Origin of the sequence: Pseudomonas synxantha BG33R, assembly GCF_000263715.2 — a bacterium.
Classification (GTDB): domain Bacteria; phylum Pseudomonadota; class Gammaproteobacteria; order Pseudomonadales; family Pseudomonadaceae; genus Aquipseudomonas; species Aquipseudomonas synxantha_A.
In genome coordinates, this window is sequence record NZ_CM001514.1 from 6230479 (window position 1) to 6256224 (window position 25746).

The window sequence follows — 25746 nt, forward strand, 5'->3', positions numbered from 1 at the left end:
AATCATCTGCTCTGCCAGCCGACATCTGTCGGCTGTTACCTGCGTTAGTTTTCGACCTCAAGCACACTTGAGGTCGAAACCCAATGTTACGAGTACCCCACCAGCTTGCGGCCTATATCCCCCTGCCTGGCTGTCCGGCAACAGCCCCTGTTTATGCTGAAAAAAGTAACGCTATCGAACTCGCCACCGGTGGTCATTTTACCAACTACGGGCACATATCCACCGGGCCTTCCACGCGCTTCAAGGAGTCGTATAGCGGCATAAGCGCGAACAGCGCAGAAAGCATAATCGTCAACCACGGAGCGGTAGCGGGTGGCAGCAACGGCATCAAAGCCACCGACGATGTGACGCTGATCAATCACGGCGTAATCATCGGCCATAAAGGGGCCGGTCTGAAATCCAAGGGCAATGCAGACGTCGTCAACTACCGCATCATCAGGGGCGCGGATGCCCAGCGATCCAAAGAGAATGATGGCGACGGTGATGGCCTGGACATCGACAAACGTGCACGCGTGCACAACTACGGGCTCATTGAAGGCACCGGGGCCAATGGCGCGGACAAGAACGGAGCCCCCAACACCAGCGAAGGCATCGCCATGGGCGGCGGCGAAATCTATAACCGTGGAGTTATTCGCGGCGCACATCATGGGGTGCTGGTAGACAATGGGGACTTGGGGCCGGCCTATGGGAGCACCTCGTTGATCAACGAGGGCATCATCACCGGTCGCAACGGCTACGGCGTCAGGCTGATCGGAGAACACAATGACCAAGTCACCAACGATGGGCTGATAAGCGGCACCAAAGGCATCGCCCTGGATATGGGGGGTGGCGATGATGTGTTGACTGTGCGCGGTAACGCTCAATTCAACGGCAAAGTAGACGGTGGCAGTGGCACCAATCACGTCGTGCTGGACGATGTCCAAGGTGGCACTTTCAACGGCGCCCGCCGTATCCAGCACCTGTGGATAGGCAGCGGTTCCTGGACCCTCGACGGTGCGCTGGACGCCAATCAGCACGGCCGAGTCTCTCGCGGGGCAACGCTGATCAACCAGAGTCACATCGGTGGCTCAATGACGATTGATGCAGGCGCAACTTACACCGCAGGCACGGTAACCAATCTTGACGTTGCCGGCACGCTGCTGCTGGACCCTGCGCTGAAAAGCCAGACGCGAATCAAGCACGACCTTGACCTGGCAAACGGGTCGACCCTGGCCTTCATCCTCGGCATGGAAGAAGCGCACAGCACCTTGAAAGTCGGCAACAGCGCCCGCCTCAAGGGCACAACACTGAATATCCAGGTCGAACACGAAAACGACGAACTGCTTACCCGCCAGTTACGTGTTATCGACGCTGCTCAGATTGAGGGACGCTTCAACAGGATCACCAGCAACCTTAAAACCTTGACGCCGAGGCTGATCTACACACCCAGCGGGGTCTTTGTCAGTTTCAGGCGCCAACCCTCTACAGAGGCCTGAATTCCAGGCAAAAAAAAGGAGGGCACCTGCCCCCCCGAGGATTAAGCGGTAGTGTCGAAGGCTGTTATCAGCCTTCGATCTCAATCAGGATCTCACCCGGGTTGACCCGGTCGCCCTTGGCCACATGAACAGCGGTCACCTTGCCGGCAATCGCGGCCTGCACTTCGGTTTCCATCTTCATGGCTTCGGTAATCAATACAGCCTGGCCGGCCTTGACCACGTCGCCTTCCTTGACCAGCACATCAACGATATTGCCCGGCATCGCCGTGCTGACATGGCCGGGTTCGGTGGCGTGCTTGCGCTTGCTGCCGCCACTGCTGACGAACTCGTTGAGCGGCTCGAACACCACCTCTTCTGGCATACCGTCGATGGACAGGTAGAAGTGGCGCTTGCCTTCAGCTTTCACGCCGACACCGGTGATGTCCACACGGTAGCTTTCACCGTGCACGTCGATGACGAATTCAGTCGGCACGCCTTCGCCACCGGCACGTGCCACACCGCCTGCCTCCGGAATCGGCAGCAGGACTTCAGGGGCCAGAGTGCCTGCGTCGCGTTCTTCAAGGAATTTGCGCCCGATATCCGGGAACATGGCGTAGGTCAGCACGTCTTCTTCGGACTTGGCCAACGTGCCGATTTCACCGCGCAGCTTGGTCATTTCCGGCTTGAGCAAATCAGCCGGACGAACGTCGATGACCTCTTCGCTGCCGATGGCCTGACGGCGCAGCTTTTCGTTCACAGTGCCCGGGGCCTTGCCGTAGCCGCCTTGCAGGTAGAGCTTCACTTCGTTGGTGATGGTCTTGTAGCGCTCACCGGCCAGCACGTTGAAGAACGCCTGGGTGCCGACGATCTGCGAGGTTGGAGTGACCAGCGGCGGGAAGCCGAGGTCTTCACGTACACGTGGGATTTCGGCCAGCACTTCACTCATGCGATTGAGGGCGCCCTGCTCTTTCAACTGGTTGGCCAGGTTGGAAATCATCCCGCCCGGTACCTGGTTGACCTGCACACGGGTGTCGACTGCCGTGAACTCGCTTTCAAACTGGTGGTACTTTTTACGTACCGCGTAGAAGTACAGGCCAATTTCCTGCAGCAGCTCCAGGTCCAGGCCGGTGTCGAACTCGCTGCCTTTAAGGGCGGCGACCATCGACTCGGTGCCCGGGTGGCTGGTGCCCCACGCGAAGCTGGAGATGGCGGTGTCGATATGGTCGGCGCCGTTTTCGATAGCCTTGAGTTGGCACATCGCAGCCAGGCCCGCGGTGTCGTGGGAGTGGATAAAGATCGGCAGGTTCTGCTCGGCCTTGAGCGCCTTGACCAGTTCGCCAGTGGCATAAGGAGTCAGCAGGCCGGCCATGTCCTTGATCGCGATAGAGTCGCAACCCATGGATTCCAATTGTTTGGCCTGGGCCACGAATGCATCGACGGTGTGCACCGGGCTGGTGGTGTAGGCGATGGTGCCCTGGGCATGTTTGCCGGCAGCCTTGACCGCTTCGATGGCCACACGCAGGTTACGCACGTCGTTCATGGCGTCAAAGATGCGGAACACATCGATACCGTTGACGGCAGCCTTGGCCACGAAGGCCTTGACCACATCGTCGCTGTAATGGCGGTAGCCCAGCAGGTTCTGGCCACGCAGCAGCATTTGCAGGCGCGTGTTGGGCAACGCAGCGCGCAGTTTGCGCAGGCGCTCCCACGGGTCTTCTTTCAAAAAGCGCACGCAGGCGTCGAACGTTGCGCCACCCCAGACTTCCAGGGACCAGTAGCCGACTTTGTCGAGCTTGTCGCAGATCGGCAGCATGTCGTCGGTGCGCATACGAGTGGCCAGCAACGATTGATGGGCGTCGCGCAGGATAGTGTCGGTTACGAAAATCTTCTTGCTCATTCTTATATTCCTCACAGGCCTGCGTGGGCGGCGATGGCGGCGGCGATGGCCAGGGCCAGCTCTTCGGGTTTGCGCTTGATCGAGTAGTTGGTCAGCTCAGGGTGGCTTTCCACGAAACTGGTGTTGAACTGGCCGCTGCGGAATTCCGGGTTGCGCAGGATTTCCTGGTAGTAGGCGGCGGTGGTCTTCACGCCTTGCAGGCGCATATCGTCCAGGGCACGCAGGCCGCGGTCCATGGCTTCTTCCCAGGTCAACGCCCACACCACCAGTTTCAAGCACATGGAGTCGTAGAACGGTGGGATGGTGTAGCCGGTGTAGATCGCTGTATCGGTACGCACACCGGGGCCGCCGGGGGCGTAGTAACGGGTGATCTTGCCGAAGCTGGGCAGGAAGTTGTTTTTCGGGTCTTCGGCGTTGATGCGAAACTGCAACGCGAAACCACGGTGCTGAATGTCTTCCTGCTTCACCGACAGCGGCAGGCCCGAGGCAATGCGGATCTGTTCGCGGACGATGTCGATGCCGGTGATTTCTTCGGTGATGGTGTGTTCCACCTGCACCCGGGTGTTCATCTCCATGAAGTACACCTCGCCCTCGGCGAGCAGGAACTCCACGGTACCGGCGTTCTCGTAGCCCACGGCCTTGGCCGCACGCACCGACAGGTCGCCGATGTAGGCGCGCTGTTCAGGCGTCAATTGCGGGCTGGGGGCAATTTCGATCAGCTTCTGGTTGCGACGCTGGATCGAGCAATCGCGTTCGAACAGGTGCACCACGTTGCCAAAGCTGTCACCGAGGATCTGCGCTTCGATGTGCTTGGGATTGACGATGCATTTTTCCAGAAACACTTCCGCCGAGCCGAACGCCTTGGTGGCCTCGGAAATGACGCGGGGGAAGGCTTGTTCAAGTTCTTCGCGACTGTTGCAACGACGGATACCGCGCCCGCCACCACCGGAAGTGGCCTTGAGCATCACCGGGTAACCAATGCGGTCGCCTTCGGTCAGCGCTTCGTGGATATCCGCGACGTTGCCCTCGGTGCCGGGAGTGACCGGCACACCGGCCTTGATCATGCTGCGGCGCGCTTCGGTCTTGTCGCCCATGCGGCGAATCACTTCGGCCGAAGGGCCAATGAACTTGATGCCGCGCTCGGCACAGATATCCGCCAGTTCGGCATTTTCCGACAAGAAGCCGTAGCCGGGATGCAGCGCGTCGCAACCGGTTTCCACCGCCAGGTTCACCAGCTTGCGCGGGTTGAGGTAGCCGGCCAGGGGCTCGGCACCGATGCTGTGGGCTTCGTCGGCACGTTTGACGTGCAACGCGTGGCGGTCGGCGTCCGAGTAAACCGCGACCGAGCGAATGCCCATCTCGGCGCAGGCACGCACGATTCGTACGGCAATTTCACCACGGTTGGCGATCAGGATCTTTTTTATCACTTGGAAATTCCCTTGAGCCGATTGCTGCGTTTTTCGACCCGCTTGAGGTGGGTCGGCGCGTGACCAAATGTTTCATGACAGTCGCGAGACACACACTAAGCCCGCCAAGGGATTAACAAAAATCAATAATTATTGGGTCATGCATAAGCAAAGACTTATAGTTGCCGGTATGGCCGGGGCTGAGAGGGGATAAATAATGCGTAAGTCATTGATGAGGCTGACATTAAGGCAACTTCAGATCTTTCATGAGGTGTGCGATTTGCGCTCTTACAGCCGTGCCGCCGAGGAAATGTCCCTCACGCAACCGGCCGTCAGCCTGCAAATCCGCCAGCTGGAAGAACTGATCGGCCAACCGTTGTTCGACTACGTCGGCAAGAAGCTCTACATGACCGAGGCCGCCGAAGCCCTGCAACGGGCCAGTCGCGATATTTTCGGACGCCTGGAAAACCTCGATATGCAGCTATCGGACATGCAGGGCTCACTGCAGGGCCAACTGAAGCTGGCGGTGGAATCGAGCGCCAAGTACTTCGTGCCGCACCTGTTTGCAGCTTTCAAGCGCCAGCACCCGGAAGTGCAACTGCACCTGACCGTGGTCAATCGTGCCCAGGTAATCCGCAGGCTTTCGGATAACCGCGATGATCTGGTGATCATGTCCATGGTGCCCCAGGACATGGGCCTGGAATTCCTGCCGTTTCTCAATAATCCGATTGTCGCGGTGGCGCTGCCGGATCATCCGTTGAGCCTGCAAGGGCCGCTGCGCCTGCAAGACCTGGAGCCTTACACGCTGCTTGTCCGCGAACCAGGTTCCGGCACGCGGCTGGCGTGCGAAGAGTACTTCAAGGAAAAACGCGTGCACTTCACACAGACCGTGGAAGTGGCCTCGGCCGAGGCGCAACGAGAGTGCGTGGTCGCAGGTTTGGGTGTGGCGCTGCTGACGCGCCACGCCTTGAACCTGGAACTGGCCACCGGCGGGCTCAAAGAGCTGCCGGTGGAAGAACTGCCGCTGTACCGCAGTTGGTGCCTGGTGCAGGCCAAGGCCAAACGCCTGTCACCGGTGGCCCATGCGTTCCTGGGCTTTATCCGCAGCGAACGGGTGCAGATCAGCGCGCTGGCTGAGCGTTTCGCTGGGCAGCCACGGGTGCCTGCCAATGGAGTTCCGGGTAGTCACTGATGCTCTGGAGCAACTGGCGCTCTTCGCAACGGTCTTCGATGGCGCGACGGAACGCCATGCGGCGCTGGTCTTCCTGCTGACGACGGGTCTTGACGGTGCTGTTGCTGTCTTCGTAGTGCCGAGTCATGTGGAGTCTCCCAATGCGAGTACGGGGGAGTACAGGATGGGCGCGACGGATGACGGGGGGATGACAGCCTCATGAAGATTCTGGATGCATGGAGAATCTAATGTGGGAGCAAGCCCCCTCCCACATTGAGCTCTGTGTGCAGGTATTTAGTCGTCGAGGGCTTTGACGGACTTGGGTGACAGACGCAGGCTACGCAAGCTGCGTTTAACGCTCTTGAGGTGGTTGACCAGGCTCGGGCCGCGAGCCATGGCCACGCCCATCGCCAACACGTCGATCACCACCAGGTGGGCAATACGCGAGGTCAGCGGTGTGTAGATTTCGGTGTCTTCATGCACGTCGATCGCCAGGTTAACCGTGGACAGCTCCGCCAATGGCGTCTGGCTCGGGCACAGGGTGATCAGCGAAGCGCCGCTTTCACGCACCAGGTTGGCGGTGATCAGCAGGTCTTTGGAGCGACCGGACTGGGAAATACAGATGGCCACGTCAGTGGGCTTCAACGTCACTGCCGACATCGCCTGCATGTGCGGGTCGCTGTAGGCCGCGGCCGTCAGCAGCAGACGGAAGAATTTGTGCTGGGCATCAGCAGCCACCGCGCCGGAAGCGCCAAAGCCATAGAACTCGACGCGCTGGGCCTGGGACATCGCGGTCACAGCCTTTTGCAGCTCCACCGGGTCGAGCTTCTCGCGCACTTCCATCAGGGTGTGCAGGGTGGTGTCGAAGATTTTCAGGCTGTAGTCGGCGACGGAGTCGTCTTCATGGATGGCAAACTGGCCAAAGCTCGCGCCGGCCGCCAGGCTTTGCGCCAGCTTGAGTTTCAAATCCTGAAACCCGGAGCAACCAATGGCGCGGCAGAAGCGCACGATGGTCGGCTCGCTGATACCCACGCTGTGAGCCAGATCGGCCATGGAACTGTGCATCACGGCCGCAGGGTCAAGCAGCACATGATCGGCAACCTTGAGTTCCGATTTGCGTAACAGGTGGCGCGACTGGGCGATATGTTGCAACAGGTTCAAAGGGCAGGACTCTTGTTATTGGCAGGTGCCAGGGATGTAGCAAGCTTGTAGTTATACTACAAGAATTGTCGTTTTGCCCGTTCGATGCATCACTAAATCGCCCTGCTCCCCTCTGGTTTCAGCGGGCAGACGCCATGTAGCCATAAAGGCAGCCAACGCGGCGTTAAGAAAAATCTGCATTTTTGCGTAACAAATCCGCCAGCCCTTCGGCGTGCATTGGCGGGCTGATCAGATAACCCTGCACCTCATCGCACTGTTCACCGCGCAGAAAATCCAGCTGCTGCTGATCCTCCACGCCCTCGGCCACCACCTTGAGCGCCAGCCCATGGGCCATGGCAATGATAGCCCGCGTGATAGCGGCATCCTCACGCGCCTGACCGAGACCACGGATAAAGGCCTGGTCGATCTTCACGTAATCCACAGGAATACGCTTGAGGTAACTGAGGGACGAATAACCGGTACCAAAGTCGTCGATGGCCAGCTTCACCCCCAGGTCACGCAACTGCTGGAAAGTGGCGATGATGTGCTCAACGCTATCGAGCAACTGGCTTTCGGTGAGTTCCAACTCAAGGTATTGCGGGTCCAGTCCGGTCTCTTCCAGGACCTGGCGTACCAGGCTGACCAGCTTGCCCTGACGCAGCTGATGCACCGACAGGTTCACCGACACGCGAATCGGCGCCAGCCCCTGGCGCTGCCACTCGCAAGCTTGCCAGCACGCCTGGCGCAGCACGAACTCTCCCAACGGCACGATCAAGCCGGTTTCTTCAGCCAGGCCGATAAAGTCCCCCGGCGGCACCATGCCCCACTGCGGATGCTCCCAGCGAATCAGCGCCTCGGCGGCATTCAGCTTGCCGGTCGCCAGGCACAACTTCGGCTGGTAGAACACGCTCAGATGGCGCTCCTCGATCGCTTTGCGCAGGTGGTTTTCCAGCTGCAGACGCTCCAGGGTGCTGGCTTGCAAACTGTCGGTGTAAAACTGGAAATTATTGCCGCCCAGATGCTTGGCGTGCTGCATGGCCATATTCGATTGGCTGACCAACGCAGAGATTTCCCGCGCATTATCTGGCAGCAAGCTGACACCCATAGAAGCACTGACCACCAGTTCGTGCCCCTCCACCGTTACCGGTACCCGCAGTTTCGCCAACAGCCGCGTCGCCACGCGCGCCAGGCTCGACAAATTGCCGTAGGCATCGAACAGCACCGCGAACTCATCGCCGGACAAGCGCGCAATGGTGTCGGCTTCGGGCAGCGCATTGATCAAACGCCGGGCCATTTTCTGTAACAACTGGTCGGCCACTTCATGGCCCAGGCTGTCATTGAGCAGCTTGAAGCGGTCCAGGTTGATATGCAGCAGCGCCAGGCTGCGCCCGCCCTGGCGCACGCGTTGATGGGCTTCGTGCAGCCGTTCGCGAAACAGCGAACGGTTGGCCAGGCCGGTCAGCTCGTCATAGTGAGTAAGGTAGCGCATACGTTCTTCGGATTCGCGCCGTGCCGAAAGATCGGCGAAAAAGCCTACAATATGGCTGACGTTTCCCCGAACATCGCGCACCACATTCAGTTGCAACCACTGCGGGTAGAGCTCGCCGTTTTTACGCGTTTCTATCAACTCGCCCTGCCAGGTGCCATGGCTGAGCAGGGCCTGGCGGATCATCGGGAAGTGGCGTCGCGCATCGCGACTGCTGGGCAGCTCCACGACATTGCGACCAAGCATGTCGTGGATGTCAAAACCGGTGACACGGCTGAACGCTTGGTTCACCGCAATCAGCGCGTACTCGGGATCAAGGATCACGATCCCCTCGCTGGCCGCCTCGAACACCGTCGAGGCGAGCCGTTGCTGTTCTTCCAGCGCCTTGCTGGCACTGATGTCGCGGCGCGTGCCGAGCATCCGCACGACGCGGCCGTTAGGCGCACGTTCTACTGCGCGCCCACGGTCCTGGATCCACATCCAATGCCCATCGCCATGACGTATCCGGTATTCCACCTGATAATCCTCACTGCGACCTTTCAAGTGCTCCACCAGCGCGTGCTTGAGCAATGGCAGGTCGTCGGGGTGCAGGCGCGGCTTGAGGTGGCTGAGCATCGCCTTGACGTATTCAGGCTCCAGGCCGAACAGCTCCTTGAGCTGAGTGTGATGGACTTCGTCGGTTTGCAGGTTCCAGTCCCACAGGCCCAGTTCACTGGCTTGCAGGGCCATGGCCAGGCGCGCTTCGCTGGTATTGAGGGCGAGGCTGGCGGCATCCAGTTCCTGGCTGCGTTGCGCCACGCGGTCTTGCAGGCCGATTTGGGCTTCGCGCAGGTCCTGCTCGACCTGGCGGCGCTGCTCGACTTCACGCACCAGCTCCAGGTTCAGCTGCTCGCTGCGCTGCCGGGCCTGCTGCAGGTGCTCGATCAGGGCCTGGTTCTGGAAGCGACGCAACAGCCCGCGCTGGATCAAGCGGTTGACCTGCCACGCCACCAGGCTCAGGGACGCCAGCAGGATCAGGCCAAGCACGCCCCAGCCCTGCTGCTGTGGGGTACCATTGCAGAAAAGATAAGTAATGGCCGGCAACAGGCAGGGCAAGGCAAATGACAGGAAGGCCCAAAGGCTCACGGCATAGGCCACGCTGGCCGACAAGGTAGCGGCGCCGATCAGGCCGAACACCCAGGCCTGATGCATGAAACTGTCGGTGGGTACCAGGGCAATGGCGGCAATGGACAGGGTCAGGCCGCTGACCGCTGAGCCGAGCATGAACATACGCCGCCACACCGGTTGGGCCTGGCGGCTGGGCATGGCCGAATCAAAAGCCGCCACCTGGATCACGCGCATCGCCACCAGAGCGAGTAACCAGAGCAACCAGAGACTGTCGAGCAGGTAGTGCTCGGGATTCCACAGCAACCAGGCGCAGACCAGGCCATTGACCAGCATCAGCAGCGTCGGCAGCAACGAGCCCTGATACAGCAGGCGTGTGCGCTCGACCGCCATTTGGGTTGCATAGTGTTTGCGGATGACCTGCGCGGGCGCCACCGAGGGGCCAAACAGGTCAGTGCTAAGGGTCATAGGCGATGTTCTTATAATGGTGAACCCGAAACGTCGACGGAGCATACACAAGCAAGCGCCTGGGCCAAACTGCCCCACGTCATAAAAAACCGCCTGCAATGGGCCGCAAACCTTTGGCCCAGACAGCTTGAGCAAGACGCGGCGCGGGCTGCGGCCCATGACCGACCGGTCATCCCTCGCGACAGAATCTTTGCCCGCTGGGTGGTGTGCGAAGTGTTTTGCGTCGACCACCGGGCATTGGGATTTGCCCGAGCCCCTTTAGGCCCATAGAATGCGTCGATGCGCGATGATCTCTCTCTTTTGCTGAACTCCCTCAACGATGCCCAACGCCAGGCCGTAGCGGCCCCCGTTGGCCGTCAGTTGGTCCTGGCCGGTGCTGGCTCCGGTAAAACCCGAGTGCTGGTGCACCGTATCGCCTGGTTGATCCAGGTCGAAAACGCGTCCCCGCATTCCATCCTGTCGGTGACCTTCACCAACAAGGCCGCTGCCGAGATGCGCCATCGCATCGAGCAGTTGATGGGCATCAGCCCGGCCGGCATGTGGGTGGGTACCTTCCACGGCCTGGCGCACCGCCTGTTGCGGGCCCATTGGCAGGAAGCGGGGCTGAGCCAGACCTTCCAGATCCTCGACAGCGATGACCAGCAACGCCTGGTCAAACGGGTGATCCGCGAACTGGGCCTGGATGAACAACGCTGGCCGGCGCGTCAGGCCCAGTGGTTTATCAACGGCCAGAAAGACGAGGGCCTGCGCCCGCAACATATCCAGGCCAGCGGCGACTTGTTCCTGGCCACCATGCGCAGCATTTATGAAGCCTACGAGGCGGCCTGCGCACGCGCCGGCGTGATCGACTTCTCCGAACTGTTGCTGCGCGCTCTGGACCTGTGGCGTGACAACCCCGGTTTGCTGGCCCATTACCAGAAGCGCTTCCGCCACATCCTGGTCGACGAGTTCCAGGACACCAACGCCGTGCAGTACGCCTGGTTGCGCCTGCTGGCCAAGGGCGGCGACAGCCTCATGGTGGTGGGTGATGACGACCAGTCGATCTACGGCTGGCGCGGCGCGAAAATCGAGAATATCTATCAGTATTCCGAGGACTTCCCGGACGCGGTGACCATTCGTCTGGAGCAGAACTACCGCTCCACCGCCGGGATTCTCAAGGCCGCCAACGCCTTGATCGCCAACAACACCGGGCGCCTGGGCAAAGAGCTGTGGACCGACGGCGGCGAAGGCGAAGCGATCAACCTGTATGCCGCGTTCAACGAACACGATGAAGCACGCTACGTGGTGGAAACCATCGAAAGCGCGCTGAAAACCGGGCTGGCCCGTAGCGATATCGCGATTCTGTACCGCTCCAACGCCCAATCGCGGGTACTGGAAGAAGCCTTGCTGCGCGAACGTATCCCGTACCGCATCTACGGCGGCCAGCGTTTCTTCGAGCGTGCCGAAATCAAGAACGCCATGGCCTACCTGCGCTTGCTCGAAGGCCGTGGTAACGATGCGGCGCTGGAGCGGGTGATCAATATCCCGGCCCGCGGCATTGGCGAGAAAACCGTTGAAGCGATCCGCGACCATGCGCGCCATGCCGATGTGTCGATGTGGGAAGCCATGCGTTTGCTGATCGCCAACAAAGGCTTGACCGGCCGCGCCGCCGGGGCCTTGGGGGTGTTTGTCGAGCTGATCGAGAACCTGGCCGCCAAGTGCGCAGAAATGCCCCTGCACTTGATGACCCAGACCGTGATCGAGCAGTCCGGCCTGATCGCCTACCACGAGGCGGAAAAAGGCGAGAAAGGCCAGGCCCGGGTCGAAAACCTTGAGGAACTGGTCAGCGCTGCCCGCGCCTTTGAAAACACCGAGGAAGATGAAGAGCTGACGCCGCTCGCCGCCTTCCTGGGTCATGCATCACTGGAAGCCGGCGATACCCAGGCCGATGAGCATGAAGACAGCATCCAGTTGATGACGTTGCACAGCGCCAAGGGCCTGGAATTCCCCTATGTGTTCCTGGTGGGCATGGAAGAAGGCCTGTTCCCCCACAAGATGAGCCTGGAAGAGCCCGGCCGCCTTGAAGAAGAACGCCGCCTGGCCTACGTGGGCATTACCCGGGCGATGCAGAACCTGGTGATGACCTACGCGGAGACCCGACGCCTGTATGGCAGCGAGACCTACAACAAGGTGTCGCGTTTCGTACGTGAAGTGCCGAAGGGCTTGATCCAGGAAGTGCGCCTGTCCAACAGCGTCAGTCGCCCGTTCGGGGGCGGCCAGCAGCAGAACTCCAGCACTATGTTTGCCGGTTCCGAGATTCCTGAAACCCCGTTCAGCCTTGGCCAGCAGGTCAAACATGCGATCTTCGGCGAAGGTGTGATCCTCAATTTCGAAGGCGCCGGTGCCCAGGCCCGGGTGCAGGTGAACTTCGCCGAAGGCAGCAAGTGGCTGATGATGGGTTACGCGAAGCTCGAAGCGGTCTGAAGCGAGCTGTTTGTGGCGAGGCAGCTTGCTCCCTCGCCACAAGAAACACTGCGTAACATGAAGATTATTGGCCCGCCCTTGTTTTAGAAGAGCACGGGCCAATATCTGTAGTTAGTCCTACAGACCCTTCGGATTTGGTCTTACGCAAAAGCCCGAAACATTATGCCGCTAGCCACTGCCACGACACCTGTGCAACATGGCGCGCGTGCAATCCACAAATGGGAATTCCCTTTATGAAACGTTTTCTTAGCATCGCCATGGCGTTGTGCATCGGCTTGACGATGAGCCTGGACGCCAACGCCAAACGCTTCGGTGGCGGCAAAAGCTCTGGCGCAGCGCCGACTCACCAAACCAGTCAAATGGCTCCATCCGCCGGTGCCGGCGGTGCTGCCGCAACTGCGGGTGCAGCCGGTGCGGCTGGCGCTGCTGCCAAGGCCGGCGGTGCTTCGCGCTGGTTGGGCCCTCTGGCCGGTATCGCCGCCGGTGGCCTGCTCGCGTCCATGTTCATGGGCGGCGGCTTCCAGGGCATGCAGATCTTCGACATCCTGATCCTGGCCGTCATCGCCTTCGTGATCTTCCGCTTTATCGCTGCCCGTCGCCGCAAGCAGCAGGAGCACCTTGCTCCAGCCGGCGCGCCGATGCAGCGTGAAGTGTTCGAGCAGAAGCCAGCCATGGGTTCGATCTTCGGTGGTTCGGCAGCACCTGCCGCCGCCCGTCCGGTGATCAATGCTCCGGCCTGGTTCAACGAAGAGCGTTTCGTAGAAGCGGCCCGCAGCCACTTCCAGTCCCTGCAACAGCACTGGGACGCTAACGAAATGGACAAGATTGCCGAGTTCGTGACCCCGCAACTGCTGGAGTTCCTCAAGCGCGAACGCGCCGAGATCGGCGATGCGTTCCAGTCGACCTACATCGACGACCTGCGCGTACAGCTTGAAGGTGTGGATGATCGTGCCGACAAGACTATCGCCACCCTGACCTTCAGCGGCGTGTCGAAGTCGTCGCGTTTCGACCAGGGCGAAGTGTTCAGCGAAAGCTGGAACATGGAACGTGCCCAGGGCGAGAACCAGCCATGGCTGGTCGCCGGTATCCGCCAGAACGGCTGATACTCACGCGTTTGAGCAAGCGGTAACAAAAACCCCGGACATGTCCGGGGTTTTCTATTTCACGGTTGCACTTATAGCGAGCTACTGTATAAAACGCCCCTATAAACCGCGCCATCTAGCAAGAGGATCCCGGCCGTGGAAGAAATCATCGAACAATTGCGTGAAGCCAACGAACCGGTCCCGGTTCCTTTGGAGCTGCCTGACGAAGACCTGCTGGTGGAGATCGAGGAACAACTGTTCATCGACATCCCCTTTGTCTTCCGCGAATTCCTGCTGACTGTCAGCGACGTGGTGTACGGCAGCCTGGAGCCGGTGACCGTCACCGACCCACAATCCCATACCTACCTGCCGGACGTTGCCGCCAACGCCTGGGACGCCGGCGTCGACCGCAGCATGATCCCGATCTGCCAGGACGGCGATGACTACTACTGCGTCGAAGAAGACGGCACCGTGGTGCTGTGGTCCGGTGAAGAAGAACTCGTTACCGAAGAAACCTGGGAGTCGGTGTGGCACTGGGCGCGGGACGTCTGGCTGGAAAGCTGAGTCCCACACCCAACCTTTAGTGCTCCGGCGTATCCTTGTGGTTATCTAATGTTTCCAACAAGGCCACCTGCATCCGCGTATGCACCCGGATAAACCAGCGCCAGAGCACCGCAGCCACTGCAGCCGTGACCACGGCGATCAGCACCAGCAACTTGTTGGTCGGCAGAATGCTGGCCGACAAGGCTGCCAGTAACAGGAAGATCACCAGCAGTGAGAGCAGCGGAATCAGCTCCGCGATCACCCTTCGCACACGCTGGGTATGCCGCCCGGCCATCTCCGGCTTCACACTCATCTCGGCCAGCAACATCGACAGCGCCTTGAGCTTGCGATACGCCGCAATCAGGAACGGCAGCGACAACAGCAGCGCCCCGCCCCAGATCAACGCCTTCTGCCAGCTCTGATCACTGATCCAGCCTTCCAGATACCCGCCGATGCGCGCCGCGAAAAAACTGCCAGCGAAGAAGATCGCGATCACCAGTGCCAGATTCACCCCGACTTGCAGGATGATCTTGCGGATCATCGAGGCCAGCATTGCACCCTCGCCCTGGGGCTGGATGCTGCGCAGCCATTCGCCATACAGTCCGAATACCCGGCTCATGCGCTTGGGCATTACCGCTGCGATCTTCAACGACAGCGGGTCAGCCCCGCGAATCAGGTAGGGGGTGAGCAAGGTCGTAATCGCCGAAACAGCCACGGCCACCGGGTACAGGAAGTCGCTGGTCACCTGCAAAGTCATCCCCAGCGCTGCGATGATGAAAGAAAATTCGCCAATCTGTGACAGCCCCATACCGACCCGCAACGAAGTACGACCATCATTGCCCGCGATAAAAGCGCCCAGGCCACAGGAGAGCATTTTGCCCAGCACCACAGCCACGGTGATCACGGCGATCGGCCACGCGTATTGCAGCAAGATCTGCGGGTCGATCATCAAGCCAATCGCGACAAAGAAGATCGCGCTGAACATGTCGCGAACGGGTTCGATCAAGCGCTCAATCTTAATCAACTGACGGGATTCAGCCATGATCGCGCCAATCAGGAAGGCGCCGAGCACCATGCTGTACTCCAGCTTCACCACCAGCAGGCAGAAGCCGAAACACAGGCCCAACACGGTGATCAGCAGCATTTCGTTGCTTTCAAACTTGGCCACGTAAGCCAGCAGGCGCGGCACCAGCAAAATGCCGATCACCAGCGCGACGATCATGAACAGTGAGAGTTTGCCGACCGTGGAGAACACTTCGCCTGAGCTGACCGTGCCACTGACGGCGATGCTAGACAGCAGGGCAATGATGCCGATGCCCAGGATGTCCTCGACGATCAATACCCCGAAAATCAGCTGGGCGAAACGCTGGTCTTTCATCTTCAGGTCATTGAGGGCCTTGACGATGATGGTGGTCGAGGAAATCGCCAGGATCGCGCCGAGGAACAGCGAGTCCATGGTGCTCCAGTCGAACCAGCGGCCAATCTCATAGCCGATCCAGATCATCAGGACGATTTCCAGGAAGGCCGCGATAAACGCCGTGGCGCCCACCTTGAACAGCTTGCGCAGGCTGAACTCCAGGCCCAGGCAGAACATCAGGAAAATCACCCCAAGCTCAGCCAGGGTCTTGATCGTGTCTTCATCATGGATCAGGCCAAACGGCGGGGTATGCGGCCCGATAATAAAACCCGCGACGATGTAGCCCAGCACCACCGGCTGCTTGAGGCGGTGAAACAGGATGGTCACAACCCCTGCCACCAGCATGATCACGGCCAGGTCCTGGATAAAGCTGATGGCGTGCATGGCGAGGGACTCCTTGAGGTACCAGCGCTTTTCCCACTTCCGGCCGCCTTTGTACGGTCGCAAAGAGCGGAAGGAAAAGTCTGCCTTGATCGTAAGAAATGCCCTGAGATGGGCTTTTGAAGGTTAACACCGCGACTTCTGCTGAAAAGCCGGTGCAATATATGGAAACAGATCGATGCACGCGTGACGGCAAGCTGCCCACCAGCGTCCCGTTAGGGATGGCGCTGCAAAGACTCCAGCACCCGCAGAGGTGCCCTCCCCCCAACCAATGCCTACAACCCGTGAGTGTGCTATGGAACCCGGAAACGCCCAGCTGTCGATGACGGTACTGATGACCCCTGACATGGCCAACTTCTCAGGCAATGTCCACGGCGGCACGCTGCTCAAGTACCTCGACGAAGTGGCCTACGCCTGCGCCAGCCGTTATGCCGGTCGTTATGTGGTCACGCTGTCGGTGGACCAGGTGATTTTTCGCGAACCGATCCATGTCGGTGAACTGGTGACTTTCCTCGCGTCGGTCAACTACACCGGCAATACGTCGATGGAAGTGGGCATCAAGGTGGTGACCGAGAACATCCGTGAACGCTCGGTGCGCCATACCAACAGCTGTTTCTTTACCATGGTGGCCGTGGACGACCAGCGCAAACCTGCCGCCGTGCCGCCGCTGCAGCCGCAGAACAGCGAAGACAAGCGCCGCTTTGTGCAGGCCCAGCAGCGTCGGCAGATTCGTCAGGAGCTGGAAAAGCGTTACCGGGAGATCAAAGCCGACGCGCCGTAATTTGTAAACCCACGGGCTCCCTGTGCTTACAAACTGATCGGTGTGGCTTCGAAGCGCACACGAGGGTGGGCAATACGGTCCTGAGCCCGCACCAGTTCCAGTTCATAACTGGCGCAGGCCTGGGTCTCCAGTAGCACTTCATGCACCGCTGCGGCGGTGAATTCAAAGGCTGCCACCAGGCTATCGCCCAACAGCACCCGCGCCAGGAACAGGCCCGACGTCAGGTCACCCACACCCACCGGCTGACGCGGGAACGCCAACAGCGGCCGACGCAAGTGCCAACTGCCCTCAGCCGTCACCAACAGCATTTCAAAACCTTCCGGCAGTTTGCCTGGGTAATCCAGGTGCTTGACCAGCACCGCTTTGGGCCCGCGGGCCAGCAACGCCTTGGCCATGACCAGGCAATCAAACAGCGATTGCGGCTTGCGCCCGGCAAAGCTGTCCAGTTCCAGTTGGTTGGGGCACAGGAAATCTGCCATGGCCGCAGCCTCATCAAGCAGGAAATCGCTGACCTCCTGTGGCACGATGCAACCCTTTTCCGGGTGGCCCATCACCGGGTCGCACAGGTACAGCGCCTTCGGATTGATCGCTTTGATACGGGCCACGCCGCTAAGGATTGCACGGCCCTGATCGGCGCTGCCCAGGTAGCCGGACAGCACCGCGTCACAGTTGCCCAGCTCACCAATCGCGGCAATGCCTTCTACCAAGGCCGGAATTTGCTGCGGCGCCAACACTTCGCCCGCCCACTGTCCATACTGAGTGTGGTTGGAGAACTGCACCGTATTGAGCGGCCAGACATTCACTCCCACACGCTGCATGGGGAACACGGCGGCGCTGTTTCCGGCGTGGCCAAAGACCACATGAGACTGGATCGCAAGCAGATGAGGTGTGCGTTTCATGCGGGAGATTTCCGTAAAGCCGTTGAAATTCTGGCCGCGCAGTATGCGACTAAACGCAGCCTGTACGACAGACCGGCGACGCAGTTAAGCTGCTCTCACTTTGTTGGAGTTCATGGAATGCTGACCCTGGGAAACATCTTCGTGCTGATGCTGCTGGCGACTGGCGCCGCCTGGGTTTGGCACAACCACGGCCTGCGTGAGCGGGCGCTGGAGCGGGTCAAGCAGCATTGCGCCAAGCTTGATATCGAATTGCTCGATGGTGCGGTTGCGTTGAAACGCATCGGTTTTGTGAAGGATGCCAATGGCCGGCGGCGCCTGGCACGCGTCTATAATTTCGAATTCACCGTGACCGGGGAAACCCGCCATGCCGGGACGATCACCCAATTCGGCGCCCACAGTGCGCAGATCGAACTGGCACCCTACCCGTTCGAAGCCAAGGAACCACTGCCTAGCGCCGAAGTGATCGAATTGAGCCAATGGCGCCAGGACCACGCCACCAAGAACCGTCAGTAGCGGCAGGCTGCCAGCGCAGCCTGCAATGCGGCCACGTCCCGTGGTTCGCTGAAGATCAATTCGATACGCGAATCGCGTCGCCATTCGCTGGGTTGCCAGGTTAGGACGCTGTTATCCACAGCATTGGCCGAAACCCAGTCTTCGCCGCTGTGGATAACCAGTTTGGCACGATGCCAGTCGAGGCCTGATAGCCAGCGATGCAGACGGCTGACATCGAATTGCTGGCTGGGGTGCCATCGCCAGCCGATACTCCACCCCCCCTCCTGGCCCTGACTCAAACAGATGGGCAAGGCAGGATCGCTCCAGATGGCCGGCATTTGCGCAAGGCCTTCAGGCGCCGCGAAGTTATCCACAGCCGCTTGGGCCTGCGCATTCAAGCCCGGCAATTGGTCGATTGGCAGCTGAGCCTGGCGTGTCCAGTAAAGCGCGCAATCGGGTAGCTGCCGTTCAATCGCCTGACGCTGTGCGGCATTCAGGGCCTCATCCTTGTTCAACACCAGCAGGCCAGCACTTGCCAGCGCCGCTTGCTGTGCCTGCGGCAAGGGCTTGCCTGCTGCCAACGCCTGGGCATCCAGCACCAGCACGCTGGGCTGCACGGCCAGCACGTCTTGCCATGGAGCTTCCCGCAGTTGTTTGAGCAACTGCGCAGGATGACCCAAACCTGAAGGTTCTATAAACAGCCGATCCGGTTTGGCCTTACGCAGCAAACGGCCCAGGCCTACCTGGAACGGTGCACCATTCACACAGCACAGGCAGCCACCCGCTACCTCGCCCAAGGCGACGCCGTCAGCGTCTTGAGTCAGCAAGGCAGCGTCCAGGCCGATCTGGCCAAATTCGTTGATCAGCACCGCCCAACGCTCGTTGGCCGGGCGCTGAGCGAGCAGGTGCTTGATCAGGCTGGTCTTGCCGGCGCCCAATGGGCCGGCAATCACATGGGTGGGTATGTTCTGCAACATTGGAAACATCATTCTGGCCGTGTAGAGCGTTTGATCCTACGCGGTTATGCCAGCCAATCCAGCGTCAGGATCAACCGGCGCTCATCGGCCTTGAGCGCTGGCGAACGATGGATCAGGCCATGCCCTTCGTTGCCGTGCCATTTGGTGCCCTTGAGCAGCGCCACCTCACCGCAGTGGATCTGCTCGATACGCCCGGTAGGTTCAGCATCCGCCTGGCTCAGTTTGCGGCGATCCATCACACCTTCGCGCAACCATTGGCTGCCGATACCGGCATAGGTGGTGATCAGCCGAACCGGCACATGATCAACGTGAAAACGCGGGCACATGGCCTTGTCCAACAGCCGCAAACGTACGCCAATACGCTTGGCGCCGAGCAGGCAGGCAAATGCACTGACCAGCCATGACACATCGGCGATAAAACCTTCGTAACCCTCAAGATCGCGGCAACTGGATGCCAGACCCTGCAAGTTCGGCACGGCGTCCTCGTTTTCGAGCTCAATCACCAGGGATTCGGCGAGCGGCTCATTGAGCGCCACCAGCAAAGCGCCGAACTCGGCGATATGCAGGGGCAGCTGACGTTGCCACAGCGCCAGGTTGACGCCATCTTCGAGGATATCGGACAGTGCCAACGGAGTTTGCCCACACGTCTGGCGGATCACGGGGCGCAGGGGGATAACCGGGGCCAGCATCAGGCGACCTGCTCATACCAAGGGCCGAAAGGATCAGGCAGCTGGCGCCAACCTTCGACACCCAGGGCCATTTCTTCATCATTGAGCAGGCAGGCATCCAGCTCCGCACGCATCAGGTTGAAGTCGATGTTTTGCCCGATAAACACCAGCTCCTGGCGGCAGTCCCCTGTGCTCAGTTGCCAGTTGCCCATGATCGCGGCCACGCTTTCCTCGTCCTGTGGCCATTGGCTTTTTGGCACAAAGCGCCACCAGCGTCCGGCAAAGCCATGGCGCATCAAGCCACCGGCCTGGGACCAACTGCCGGCGTCCTGATGTTTGCTGGCCAACCAGAAGAAGCCCTTGGAGCGCAACAGTTTGCCGTTCACCCAAGGGCGATCGATAAAGTCGAAAAAACGCTGTGGATGGAAGGGGCGGCGCGCACGGTAAGCGGTGGAGGCAATACCGTATTCTTCGGTTTCCGGCACATGCTCACCGCGCAGCTCCTGCAACCAACCCGGCGCCTGGGCAGCGCGTTCGAAGTCGAAACGGCCGGTGTTGAGGATCTTGTGCAGCGCCACCTCGCCCATGACCATCGGGATAATTTCCGCCTGGGCGTTGAGGCGCTCAAGGATGGCCATCAATTCTTCACGCTCGCGGCTGCTGATCAGGTCGATTTTGCTGATCAAGATGACGTCGGCGAATTCGATCTGTTCGATCAACAGGTCAGTGATGGAGCGCTCATCTTCTTCACCTAGGGTTTCGCCGCGGGAAGCCAGGCTTTCGGCGGCCTGGTAGTCGAGCAGAAAGTTCATACCATCGACCACGGTGACCATGGTGTCCAGGCGTGCAATGTCGGCCAGGCTTTGCTCGTTTTCATCGCGAAAGGTGAAGGTTTCGGCCACGGGCAGCGGCTCGGAGATACCGGTTGATTCGATCAGCAGATAATCGAAACGCCCTTCCTTGGCGAGCTTGGCGACTTCTTCCAGCAAGTCTTCACGCAAGGTGCAGCAGATGCAGCCGTTGCTCATCTCCACCAGTTTTTCTTCGGCACGATTGAGCGTGACGTCGCGCTGCACCTCGCTGCCGTCGATGTTGATTTCACTCATGTCGTTGACGATCACCGCCACCCGCAGGTTGTCGCGGTTGCGCAGGACATAGTTGAGCAGTGTGCTTTTACCGGCGCCGAGAAAGCCGGACAACACGGTCACGGGGAGACGATTGGGCATCAGGTATTCCTCATCAGGGTTGGCCGGTCAAACTGCCCGTTTATGGCGTTCGCGCAGCTCTTCACGTTCTTTGGCTTCGATACACAGGGTTGCGGTGGGGCGCAGCAGCAGGCGTTGCAGGCCGATGGGCTCGCCGGTTTCACGGCACCAGCCGTATTCACCGCGGGCCAGCAGCTCCATGGCGTCGTCGATCTTGTCCAACAGCTTTTTTTCCCGCTCGAGCAAGCGCAGTTGCCATTGGCGTTGTTCTTCGGCGCTGCCGATATCCGCCAGGTCGCTGTTGGTTTCCTGCTCGCGCAGCGCCTGGAACTCAGCGTCGATACGCGCTTGCAGTTCATCGCGCTGAGCCAGCAGCAGTTCGCGGAAGAAGCGCTGTTGGGCTTCATTCATGTAGTCAGTAGCCGGTTGGGCCAGCAGTTCTTGTTCGGTCATGGGAAACGGTTCACGGGTGGGGCTGTGCTTTTATGTTATAGTATAACAATACAAATAAGCCAACCTCCCTTGCTCCTCACGACGAAGGGCGCAATGCTTGATCACTTTCGCCCCCCGAGAAACACGATGAGATACGTGCTGTGCGCCCTGCTATTGGCAACCGCAGGACCTGCCTGCGCCCAAGTCCCAAGCCCGTTGGCCAACTGCACCCGCAGCGCCACCTTGCTGGCTTGCGTGGACCCGCTGGGCAATGCCTACAGCGTGGCGACTGCGGGCAACATCACTTACCTGCGCGGTTTCGAAGTGATCGGCAAACGCTATTGGGCGCAGACCAATAGCCGCTATGGGCAACTGACGTTCTTCACCGGGTTGGCATCGGATGGCGAGGCGTGGGTTGGCTACACGCGTCGCGTGGGCTGGACCACCATCAACCGGTTTTCCAGTTCAGGCGGCGCCAGCGCCAAGTTCACCTGTAACCGAATGACCGGCTGTTAAGCCTGGGTTTTGTGCTGTTCCTGCACCCAAGCCATGTAGCTGTTGATGGGCGGGTTCTTCTGGAAGTACTGTTTCAAACCTTCAAAAAGCCGATCCGCCACCGCTTGTTGATGACGCGCCGTCACCAGCCTCTGGGCGTCTCGCGCGTTGGAGATAAACCCGGTCTCCACCAGAATCGAAGGCACGTCCGGTGACTTGAGCACCGCGAACCCTGCCTGTTCCACCCGCTTCTGATGCAGGCTGGTGATGCTTTGCAAGCTGCCCAATACCGCGCTGCCCAATTGCAGGCTGGAGGCGATGGTGGCGTTCATGGACATGTCGAGGATCACCCCGGCCAGCATCGGATCCTTGTCCTTCAGATTGAGTAACGTCGTGGCGCCCAAGAGGTCTGCGCCGTTCTCGCGCTGGGCCATGAACCGCGCCGTGGCAGAGGTGGCACCGCCTTCCGACAACGCATACACCGAAGCGCCCGATGCAGTAAGCCGTGGCGCGGCGTCGGCGTGCACCGAGATGAACATATCGGCCTTGTGCTTGCGGGCGATGTCCACGCGCTTGCGCAGCGGTACGAAGAAGTCGTCGTTGCGCACCAGCTTTACGGCAAAACCTTTTTCACGTTTCAAACGTTTCGCCAGCAACTGGGCGATCGACAGCACCACATCTTTTTCGCGCTGGCCCTTGGAGCCGACAGCGCCCGGGTCTTTGCCGCCATGGCCGGGGTCAACCACCACAATGATGTCGCGTTTGGGATGCGCCTTGTCCGCCGGCACCACCAAGGGCGCCGGTTCAGCAGCGATTTGACGGGGCGCGTGCGTGGCGTTGGTCAGGTCCAGCACCAGGCGATGGCCTTGGCCATCCTGGGGCGGCAGCACAAAACTGTTGAGCTGCATCGGCGCGACCAAATCCAGGACGATACGCGTATCGCTCTTGCCGAAATGCCCGGAGCGGATCGAGGTAATCCCACTGTTCTTCAGCGCCAGTTGGGAAAAGTCGCCGCTGAGGCCGGCGCCACTCAAGTCGATGATCAGGCGGTCCGGCGACGTCAGGGAGAACATTTTGTATTGCACCGGGCCGCTAAGGTCGAACACCAGCCGCAGCTTATCGTCAGAGCGCCACAGCCGCGCATTGCGGATCTGCGTGGCGTAGGCCCCCAAAGGCAACGTGAACAAGGGGCTGACCAGCAGCAGGTTAAGGAGCTGACGTCTGTGCATGACATATACCGCAGATAAAGGAGCATCCCTACTCGACAGGACTGAACAAAGGCTGGGACAGAAATTTCATCGTGACGACTATTGTTATACTATAACATGACCAATCATTTCCAACGATGGACCTGCTCATGAATGCGCTGACTCTGCCGGATATCGCCGCGCAGGCTTCACGCCAAGCCTTGCCACTTGACTGGGTGGGCATGTGCGGCATTGCCCTGCCTGTGTTGCTCGACGGCCAACACCTGGCCGCTACCGCCGATGCGGGCGTAAGCCTGAACGACGGCACGGCCCGTGGCATTCATATGTCACGCCTCTACCTGGCGTTGGAAATGCTCGAACAGCAACCCCTGACACCTGCACTTTTGCGTAATGTACTGCAGCGTTTTCTCGACACACATGAAGATTTATCTAAGAACGCCTACCTGCGTATTCACACAAATCTGTTGTTAAAACGCCCCGCGTTGGTCAGCCCTTTGGAGGGGTGGAAAAGCTATCCGGTCAGCATCGAAGCGCGCCTGGAAAATCAGATGTTCCACGTGGAACTAAAAATTGACGTTACTTATTCCTCAACGTGCCCTTGCTCCGCTGCCCTGGCCAGACAGCTGATTCAGCAGCAGTTTCTCGAAGATTTTGCCCACACACCTCTGCAGCATGAGGACGTGTTGAGCTGGCTGGGCAGCGCCAACGGTATTGTGGCCACGCCCCATAGCCAACGCAGTACCGCGCAGTTAAACGTTCAGCTGCAGGGTGACGATCTGGCGATAGTCGACTTGATCAACGCTGCCGAAGCAGCTTTGGGCACTGCCGTACAAACCGCGGTGAAACGTGCGGATGAACAAGCGTTCGCCCTGGTTAACGGACAGAACCTCATGTTCTGCGAAGACGCCGCACGCCGCTTGAACCTCGCGTTGAAGCGCTCGAATGCCGTCAAAGCCTTCCACCTCAAAGTGATCCACGCCGAAAGCCTGCACGCCCACGATGCGGTGGCTGAAAGCCGTTGGACGAGAGACTTTGCATGATTACCTGCCACGCTTTGCGCTGGGGCGCCCCCGGCCAACCACTGACGCCGGCGCTGAACCTGACGCTGGAAAAAGGTAGCCTCACGGGGATTATCGGCGCCAATGGCACCGGCAAGAGCAGCCTGCTCAAAGTAATCGCCGGGGTGCAAAAGCCGCTGACGGGCAAGGTGCATGTCGATGTTCCACGTCGCGGCGGCTTGTCGTTCTTGCCCCAGCAACAGCACCTGGATCGTCAGTTTCCGATCAGTTTGCAAGAGTTGGTCGCTGCCGGCTTCTGGGGCACCCAGCTGAATTCACATGAACGCAACGAGCGCCTGCACGCCGTATTGGACGACTGGTGTCTCAGCGGTTTGGAACAGCGCCCGCTGATGGCGTTATCCGGTGGCGAACTGCAACGCGCCCTGCTCGCCCGTATGAGCCTGGCCGACTCCCCCATCCTGCTGCTCGACGAACCCCACGCCGCCCTCGACGAAGACGGCCAGGCACTGTGCTGGAAACACATCCATACCTGGCACAACCAAGGCCGCACGCTGGTGGTCGTCTGTCATGACTTGGCGTCCGTGCGTCACCACACCCAGCACGTGCTGCTGCTTAAAAACACCGGCTGCGTGTTCGGCCCCAGCAAAGAGCTGATCCGCCCGCAACCACAGATGCAGGTGGCCTGATGCACCTCACCGCTCACCTGTGGATGCCATTCCAGGATTTCGTGTTTATGCGCCGCGCACTGATCGGCGGGTTGGTGCTTGCTTGCAGCACCGCCCCCTTGGGCGTGTTCCTGATCCTGCGACGCATGAGCCTGATCGGTGACGCCGTGGCTCACGGCATTCTGCCGGGCGCCGCACTGGGCTTCTGGTTCGCAGGGCTAAGCCTGCCCGCGCTGACCCTCGGCGGCCTCGGCGCCGGCCTGAGCATGGCCGGCCTGGCGGCGTGGATCACCCGCCGCACCGGCCTGCGCGAAGACGCCAGCCTCGCCGCCATCTACCCCATTTCGCTCGCGGCCGGTGTATTGATCCTGGGCATTGCCGGCAAACGCTTGGACCTGCTGCACCTGTTATTCGGCTCCGCCCTGGCCGTGGACGAAACCACACTGACCGGAATGCTCTGGGTGTCCAGCTTCAGCCTGATCGCCATGGCACTGATCTACAAACCCCTGCTGCTCGACACCCTTGACCCGCTGTTCCTGCAAACCGTCAGCCGCCTTGGCCCACTGGCCCACGGCCTGTTCCTGACCCTGGTGGTGCTGAACCTGGTGATCGGTTTTCAAGCCATCGGCGCACTGATGGTGGTGGGCTTGATGATGCTGCCGGCCATCGCTTCACGCTTCTGGAGCCGGCGCCTGCCGGTGTTGATCGCAGTATCGGCGGTGCTGGGATGCCTCTCCGTGTGGCTGGGTTTGCTGCTTTCGTTCTACTACTCACTGCCCAGCGGCCCGGCGATCGTGCTAGTGGCGGGCGCCGGATATGTGTTGTCCGTGGTATTCGGTCCGGTGCATGGCTTATTGCGCCGCCCGCCTTTGCCTACATCCTCATGAGGTGTT

At 60.1% G+C, this 25746-nt stretch carries 23 protein-coding genes; 11 read left to right on the plus strand and 12 right to left on the minus strand.

Translation table 11 applies throughout. From position 1 onward, the window contains the following. Positions 1 to 83: 83 nt before the first annotated feature. Positions 84 to 1475: a hypothetical protein gene (locus PSEBG33_RS00295; RefSeq protein WP_005792561.1), complete on the plus strand. Its 1392-nt coding sequence runs from the start codon at positions 84 to 86 to the stop codon at positions 1473 to 1475. A gap of 67 nt (positions 1476 to 1542) precedes the next feature. Here the strand turns inward: PSEBG33_RS00295 and oadA are convergent, their stop codons facing one another. Both oadA and PSEBG33_RS00285 read right to left on the minus strand, forming a co-directional pair. Then, positions 1543 to 3351 (minus strand): sodium-extruding oxaloacetate decarboxylase subunit alpha, encoded by a 1809-nt coding sequence (gene oadA / locus PSEBG33_RS00290; RefSeq protein WP_005792562.1) that lies wholly within the window; start codon positions 3349 to 3351, stop codon positions 1543 to 1545. An 11-nt stretch (positions 3352 to 3362) separates the two neighbouring features. Then, positions 3363 to 4778: an acetyl-CoA carboxylase biotin carboxylase subunit gene (locus PSEBG33_RS00285; protein WP_003195732.1), complete on the minus strand. Its 1416-nt coding sequence runs from the start codon at positions 4776 to 4778 to the stop codon at positions 3363 to 3365. Positions 4779 to 4974: 196 nt separating this feature from the next. On the opposite strand from PSEBG33_RS00285, the gene PSEBG33_RS00280 reads away from it, so the two are divergent. Next, the gene (locus PSEBG33_RS00280; RefSeq protein WP_005792563.1) at positions 4975 to 5949 is read left to right on the plus strand and encodes a LysR family transcriptional regulator; all 975 of its coding nucleotides are present in this window, start codon (positions 4975 to 4977) and stop codon (positions 5947 to 5949) included. Here the strand turns inward: PSEBG33_RS00280 and PSEBG33_RS29215 are convergent. From PSEBG33_RS29215 to PSEBG33_RS00270, 3 genes are all read right to left on the minus strand, one after another. Continuing rightward, on the minus strand, positions 5879 to 6076 hold the full coding sequence (locus PSEBG33_RS29215; RefSeq protein WP_087945270.1) for a PA3496 family putative envelope integrity protein: 198 nt from the start codon (positions 6074 to 6076) through the stop codon (positions 5879 to 5881). The genes PSEBG33_RS00280 and PSEBG33_RS29215 overlap by 71 nt on opposite strands. A 146-nt stretch (positions 6077 to 6222) precedes the next feature. Next, entirely contained in the window at positions 6223 to 7089 is an 867-nt protein-coding gene (hexR, locus tag PSEBG33_RS00275; RefSeq protein WP_003177007.1) for a transcriptional regulator HexR, read from the minus strand. A 163-nt stretch (positions 7090 to 7252) separates the two neighbouring features. Then, positions 7253 to 10126, minus strand: a complete 2874-nt coding sequence (locus tag PSEBG33_RS00270) for an EAL domain-containing protein (protein ID WP_005792564.1) — start codon at positions 10124 to 10126, stop codon at positions 7253 to 7255. A 279-nt stretch (positions 10127 to 10405) separates the two neighbouring features. Between PSEBG33_RS00270 and uvrD the strand changes: the two genes are divergently transcribed. The 3 genes from uvrD (at position 10406) to PSEBG33_RS00255 (ending at position 14235) form a co-directional block, all read left to right on the plus strand. Next, entirely contained in the window at positions 10406 to 12589 is a 2184-nt protein-coding gene (uvrD, locus tag PSEBG33_RS00265; protein ID WP_005792565.1) for a DNA helicase II, read from the plus strand. Between the two features lie 233 nt (positions 12590 to 12822). Then, positions 12823 to 13692 carry a Tim44 domain-containing protein gene (locus PSEBG33_RS00260; protein ID WP_005792566.1) on the plus strand — a complete coding sequence of 290 codons (870 nt, stop codon included), beginning with the start codon at positions 12823 to 12825 and terminating at the stop codon, positions 13690 to 13692. Positions 13693 to 13827: 135 nt separating this feature from the next. Continuing rightward, positions 13828 to 14235, plus strand: a complete 408-nt coding sequence (locus PSEBG33_RS00255) for an SMI1/KNR4 family protein (protein ID WP_005792567.1) — start codon at positions 13828 to 13830, stop codon at positions 14233 to 14235. 16 nt (positions 14236 to 14251) lie between these two features. Here PSEBG33_RS00255 and PSEBG33_RS00250 read toward each other — a convergent pair whose 3' ends face one another. After that, positions 14252 to 16015 carry a cation:proton antiporter gene (locus PSEBG33_RS00250; RefSeq protein ID WP_005792568.1) on the minus strand — a complete coding sequence of 588 codons (1764 nt, stop codon included), beginning with the start codon at positions 16013 to 16015 and terminating at the stop codon, positions 14252 to 14254. Positions 16016 to 16307: 292 nt separating this feature from the next. On the opposite strand from PSEBG33_RS00250, the gene PSEBG33_RS00245 reads away from it, so the two are divergent. Further along, positions 16308 to 16793: an acyl-CoA thioesterase gene (locus PSEBG33_RS00245; protein ID WP_003195747.1), complete on the plus strand. Its 486-nt coding sequence runs from the start codon at positions 16308 to 16310 to the stop codon at positions 16791 to 16793. A gap of 26 nt (positions 16794 to 16819) precedes the next feature. Here the strand turns inward: PSEBG33_RS00245 and pdxY are convergent, their stop codons facing one another. Continuing rightward, positions 16820 to 17692 carry a pyridoxal kinase PdxY gene (gene pdxY / locus PSEBG33_RS00240; protein ID WP_005792569.1) on the minus strand — a complete coding sequence of 291 codons (873 nt, stop codon included), beginning with the start codon at positions 17690 to 17692 and terminating at the stop codon, positions 16820 to 16822. 117 nt (positions 17693 to 17809) lie between these two features. On the opposite strand from pdxY, the gene PSEBG33_RS00235 reads away from it, so the two are divergent. Continuing rightward, the gene (locus PSEBG33_RS00235; protein ID WP_005792570.1) at positions 17810 to 18205 is read left to right on the plus strand and encodes a DUF3301 domain-containing protein; all 396 of its coding nucleotides are present in this window, start codon (positions 17810 to 17812) and stop codon (positions 18203 to 18205) included. Here the strand turns inward: PSEBG33_RS00235 and PSEBG33_RS00230 are convergent. From PSEBG33_RS00230 to dksA, 4 genes are read right to left on the minus strand one after another with little or no spacing between them, the layout of a single operon-like run. Then, complete coding sequence (locus tag PSEBG33_RS00230) at positions 18199 to 19161, minus strand: CobW family GTP-binding protein (RefSeq protein WP_005792571.1); 963 nt, start codon at positions 19159 to 19161, stop codon at positions 18199 to 18201. The two genes, PSEBG33_RS00235 and PSEBG33_RS00230, sit on opposite strands and share 7 nt — an antisense overlap. Before the next feature lie 44 nt (positions 19162 to 19205). Next, entirely contained in the window at positions 19206 to 19850 is a 645-nt protein-coding gene (locus PSEBG33_RS00225; protein WP_005792572.1) for a DUF1826 domain-containing protein, read from the minus strand. Beyond that, a complete protein-coding gene (gene zigA, locus PSEBG33_RS00220) occupies positions 19850 to 21055 on the minus strand; it encodes a zinc metallochaperone GTPase ZigA (RefSeq protein ID WP_005792573.1) in 1206 nt (401 codons plus the stop codon). Before zigA ends, PSEBG33_RS00225 begins: the two co-directional genes overlap by 1 nt. Before the next feature lie 27 nt (positions 21056 to 21082). Continuing rightward, positions 21083 to 21487, minus strand: a complete 405-nt coding sequence (dksA, locus tag PSEBG33_RS00215) for an RNA polymerase-binding protein DksA (RefSeq protein ID WP_005792574.1) — start codon at positions 21485 to 21487, stop codon at positions 21083 to 21085. A 126-nt stretch (positions 21488 to 21613) separates the two neighbouring features. Between dksA and PSEBG33_RS00210 the strand changes: the two genes are divergently transcribed. Then, positions 21614 to 21982, plus strand: a complete 369-nt coding sequence (locus tag PSEBG33_RS00210; protein WP_032803757.1) for a hypothetical protein — start codon at positions 21614 to 21616, stop codon at positions 21980 to 21982. Here PSEBG33_RS00210 and PSEBG33_RS00205 read toward each other — a convergent pair. Beyond that, positions 21979 to 23190 carry an N-acetylmuramoyl-L-alanine amidase gene (locus PSEBG33_RS00205; protein WP_005792576.1) on the minus strand — a complete coding sequence of 404 codons (1212 nt, stop codon included), beginning with the start codon at positions 23188 to 23190 and terminating at the stop codon, positions 21979 to 21981. The two genes, PSEBG33_RS00210 and PSEBG33_RS00205, sit on opposite strands and share 4 nt — an antisense overlap. A gap of 128 nt (positions 23191 to 23318) precedes the next feature. Between PSEBG33_RS00205 and folE2 the strand changes: the two genes are divergently transcribed. From folE2 to PSEBG33_RS00190, 3 genes are read left to right on the plus strand one after another with little or no spacing between them, the layout of a single operon-like run. After that, a complete protein-coding gene (gene folE2 / locus PSEBG33_RS00200) occupies positions 23319 to 24209 on the plus strand; it encodes a GTP cyclohydrolase FolE2 (protein WP_005792577.1) in 891 nt (296 codons plus the stop codon). Then, positions 24206 to 24874 (plus strand): metal ABC transporter ATP-binding protein, encoded by a 669-nt coding sequence (locus PSEBG33_RS00195; RefSeq protein ID WP_005792578.1) that lies wholly within the window; start codon positions 24206 to 24208, stop codon positions 24872 to 24874. Before folE2 ends, PSEBG33_RS00195 begins: the two co-directional genes overlap by 4 nt. After that, the gene (locus PSEBG33_RS00190) at positions 24874 to 25740 is read left to right on the plus strand and encodes a metal ABC transporter permease (protein ID WP_005792579.1); all 867 of its coding nucleotides are present in this window, start codon (positions 24874 to 24876) and stop codon (positions 25738 to 25740) included. Before PSEBG33_RS00195 ends, PSEBG33_RS00190 begins: the two co-directional genes overlap by 1 nt. Positions 25741 to 25746 lie beyond the last annotated feature (6 nt).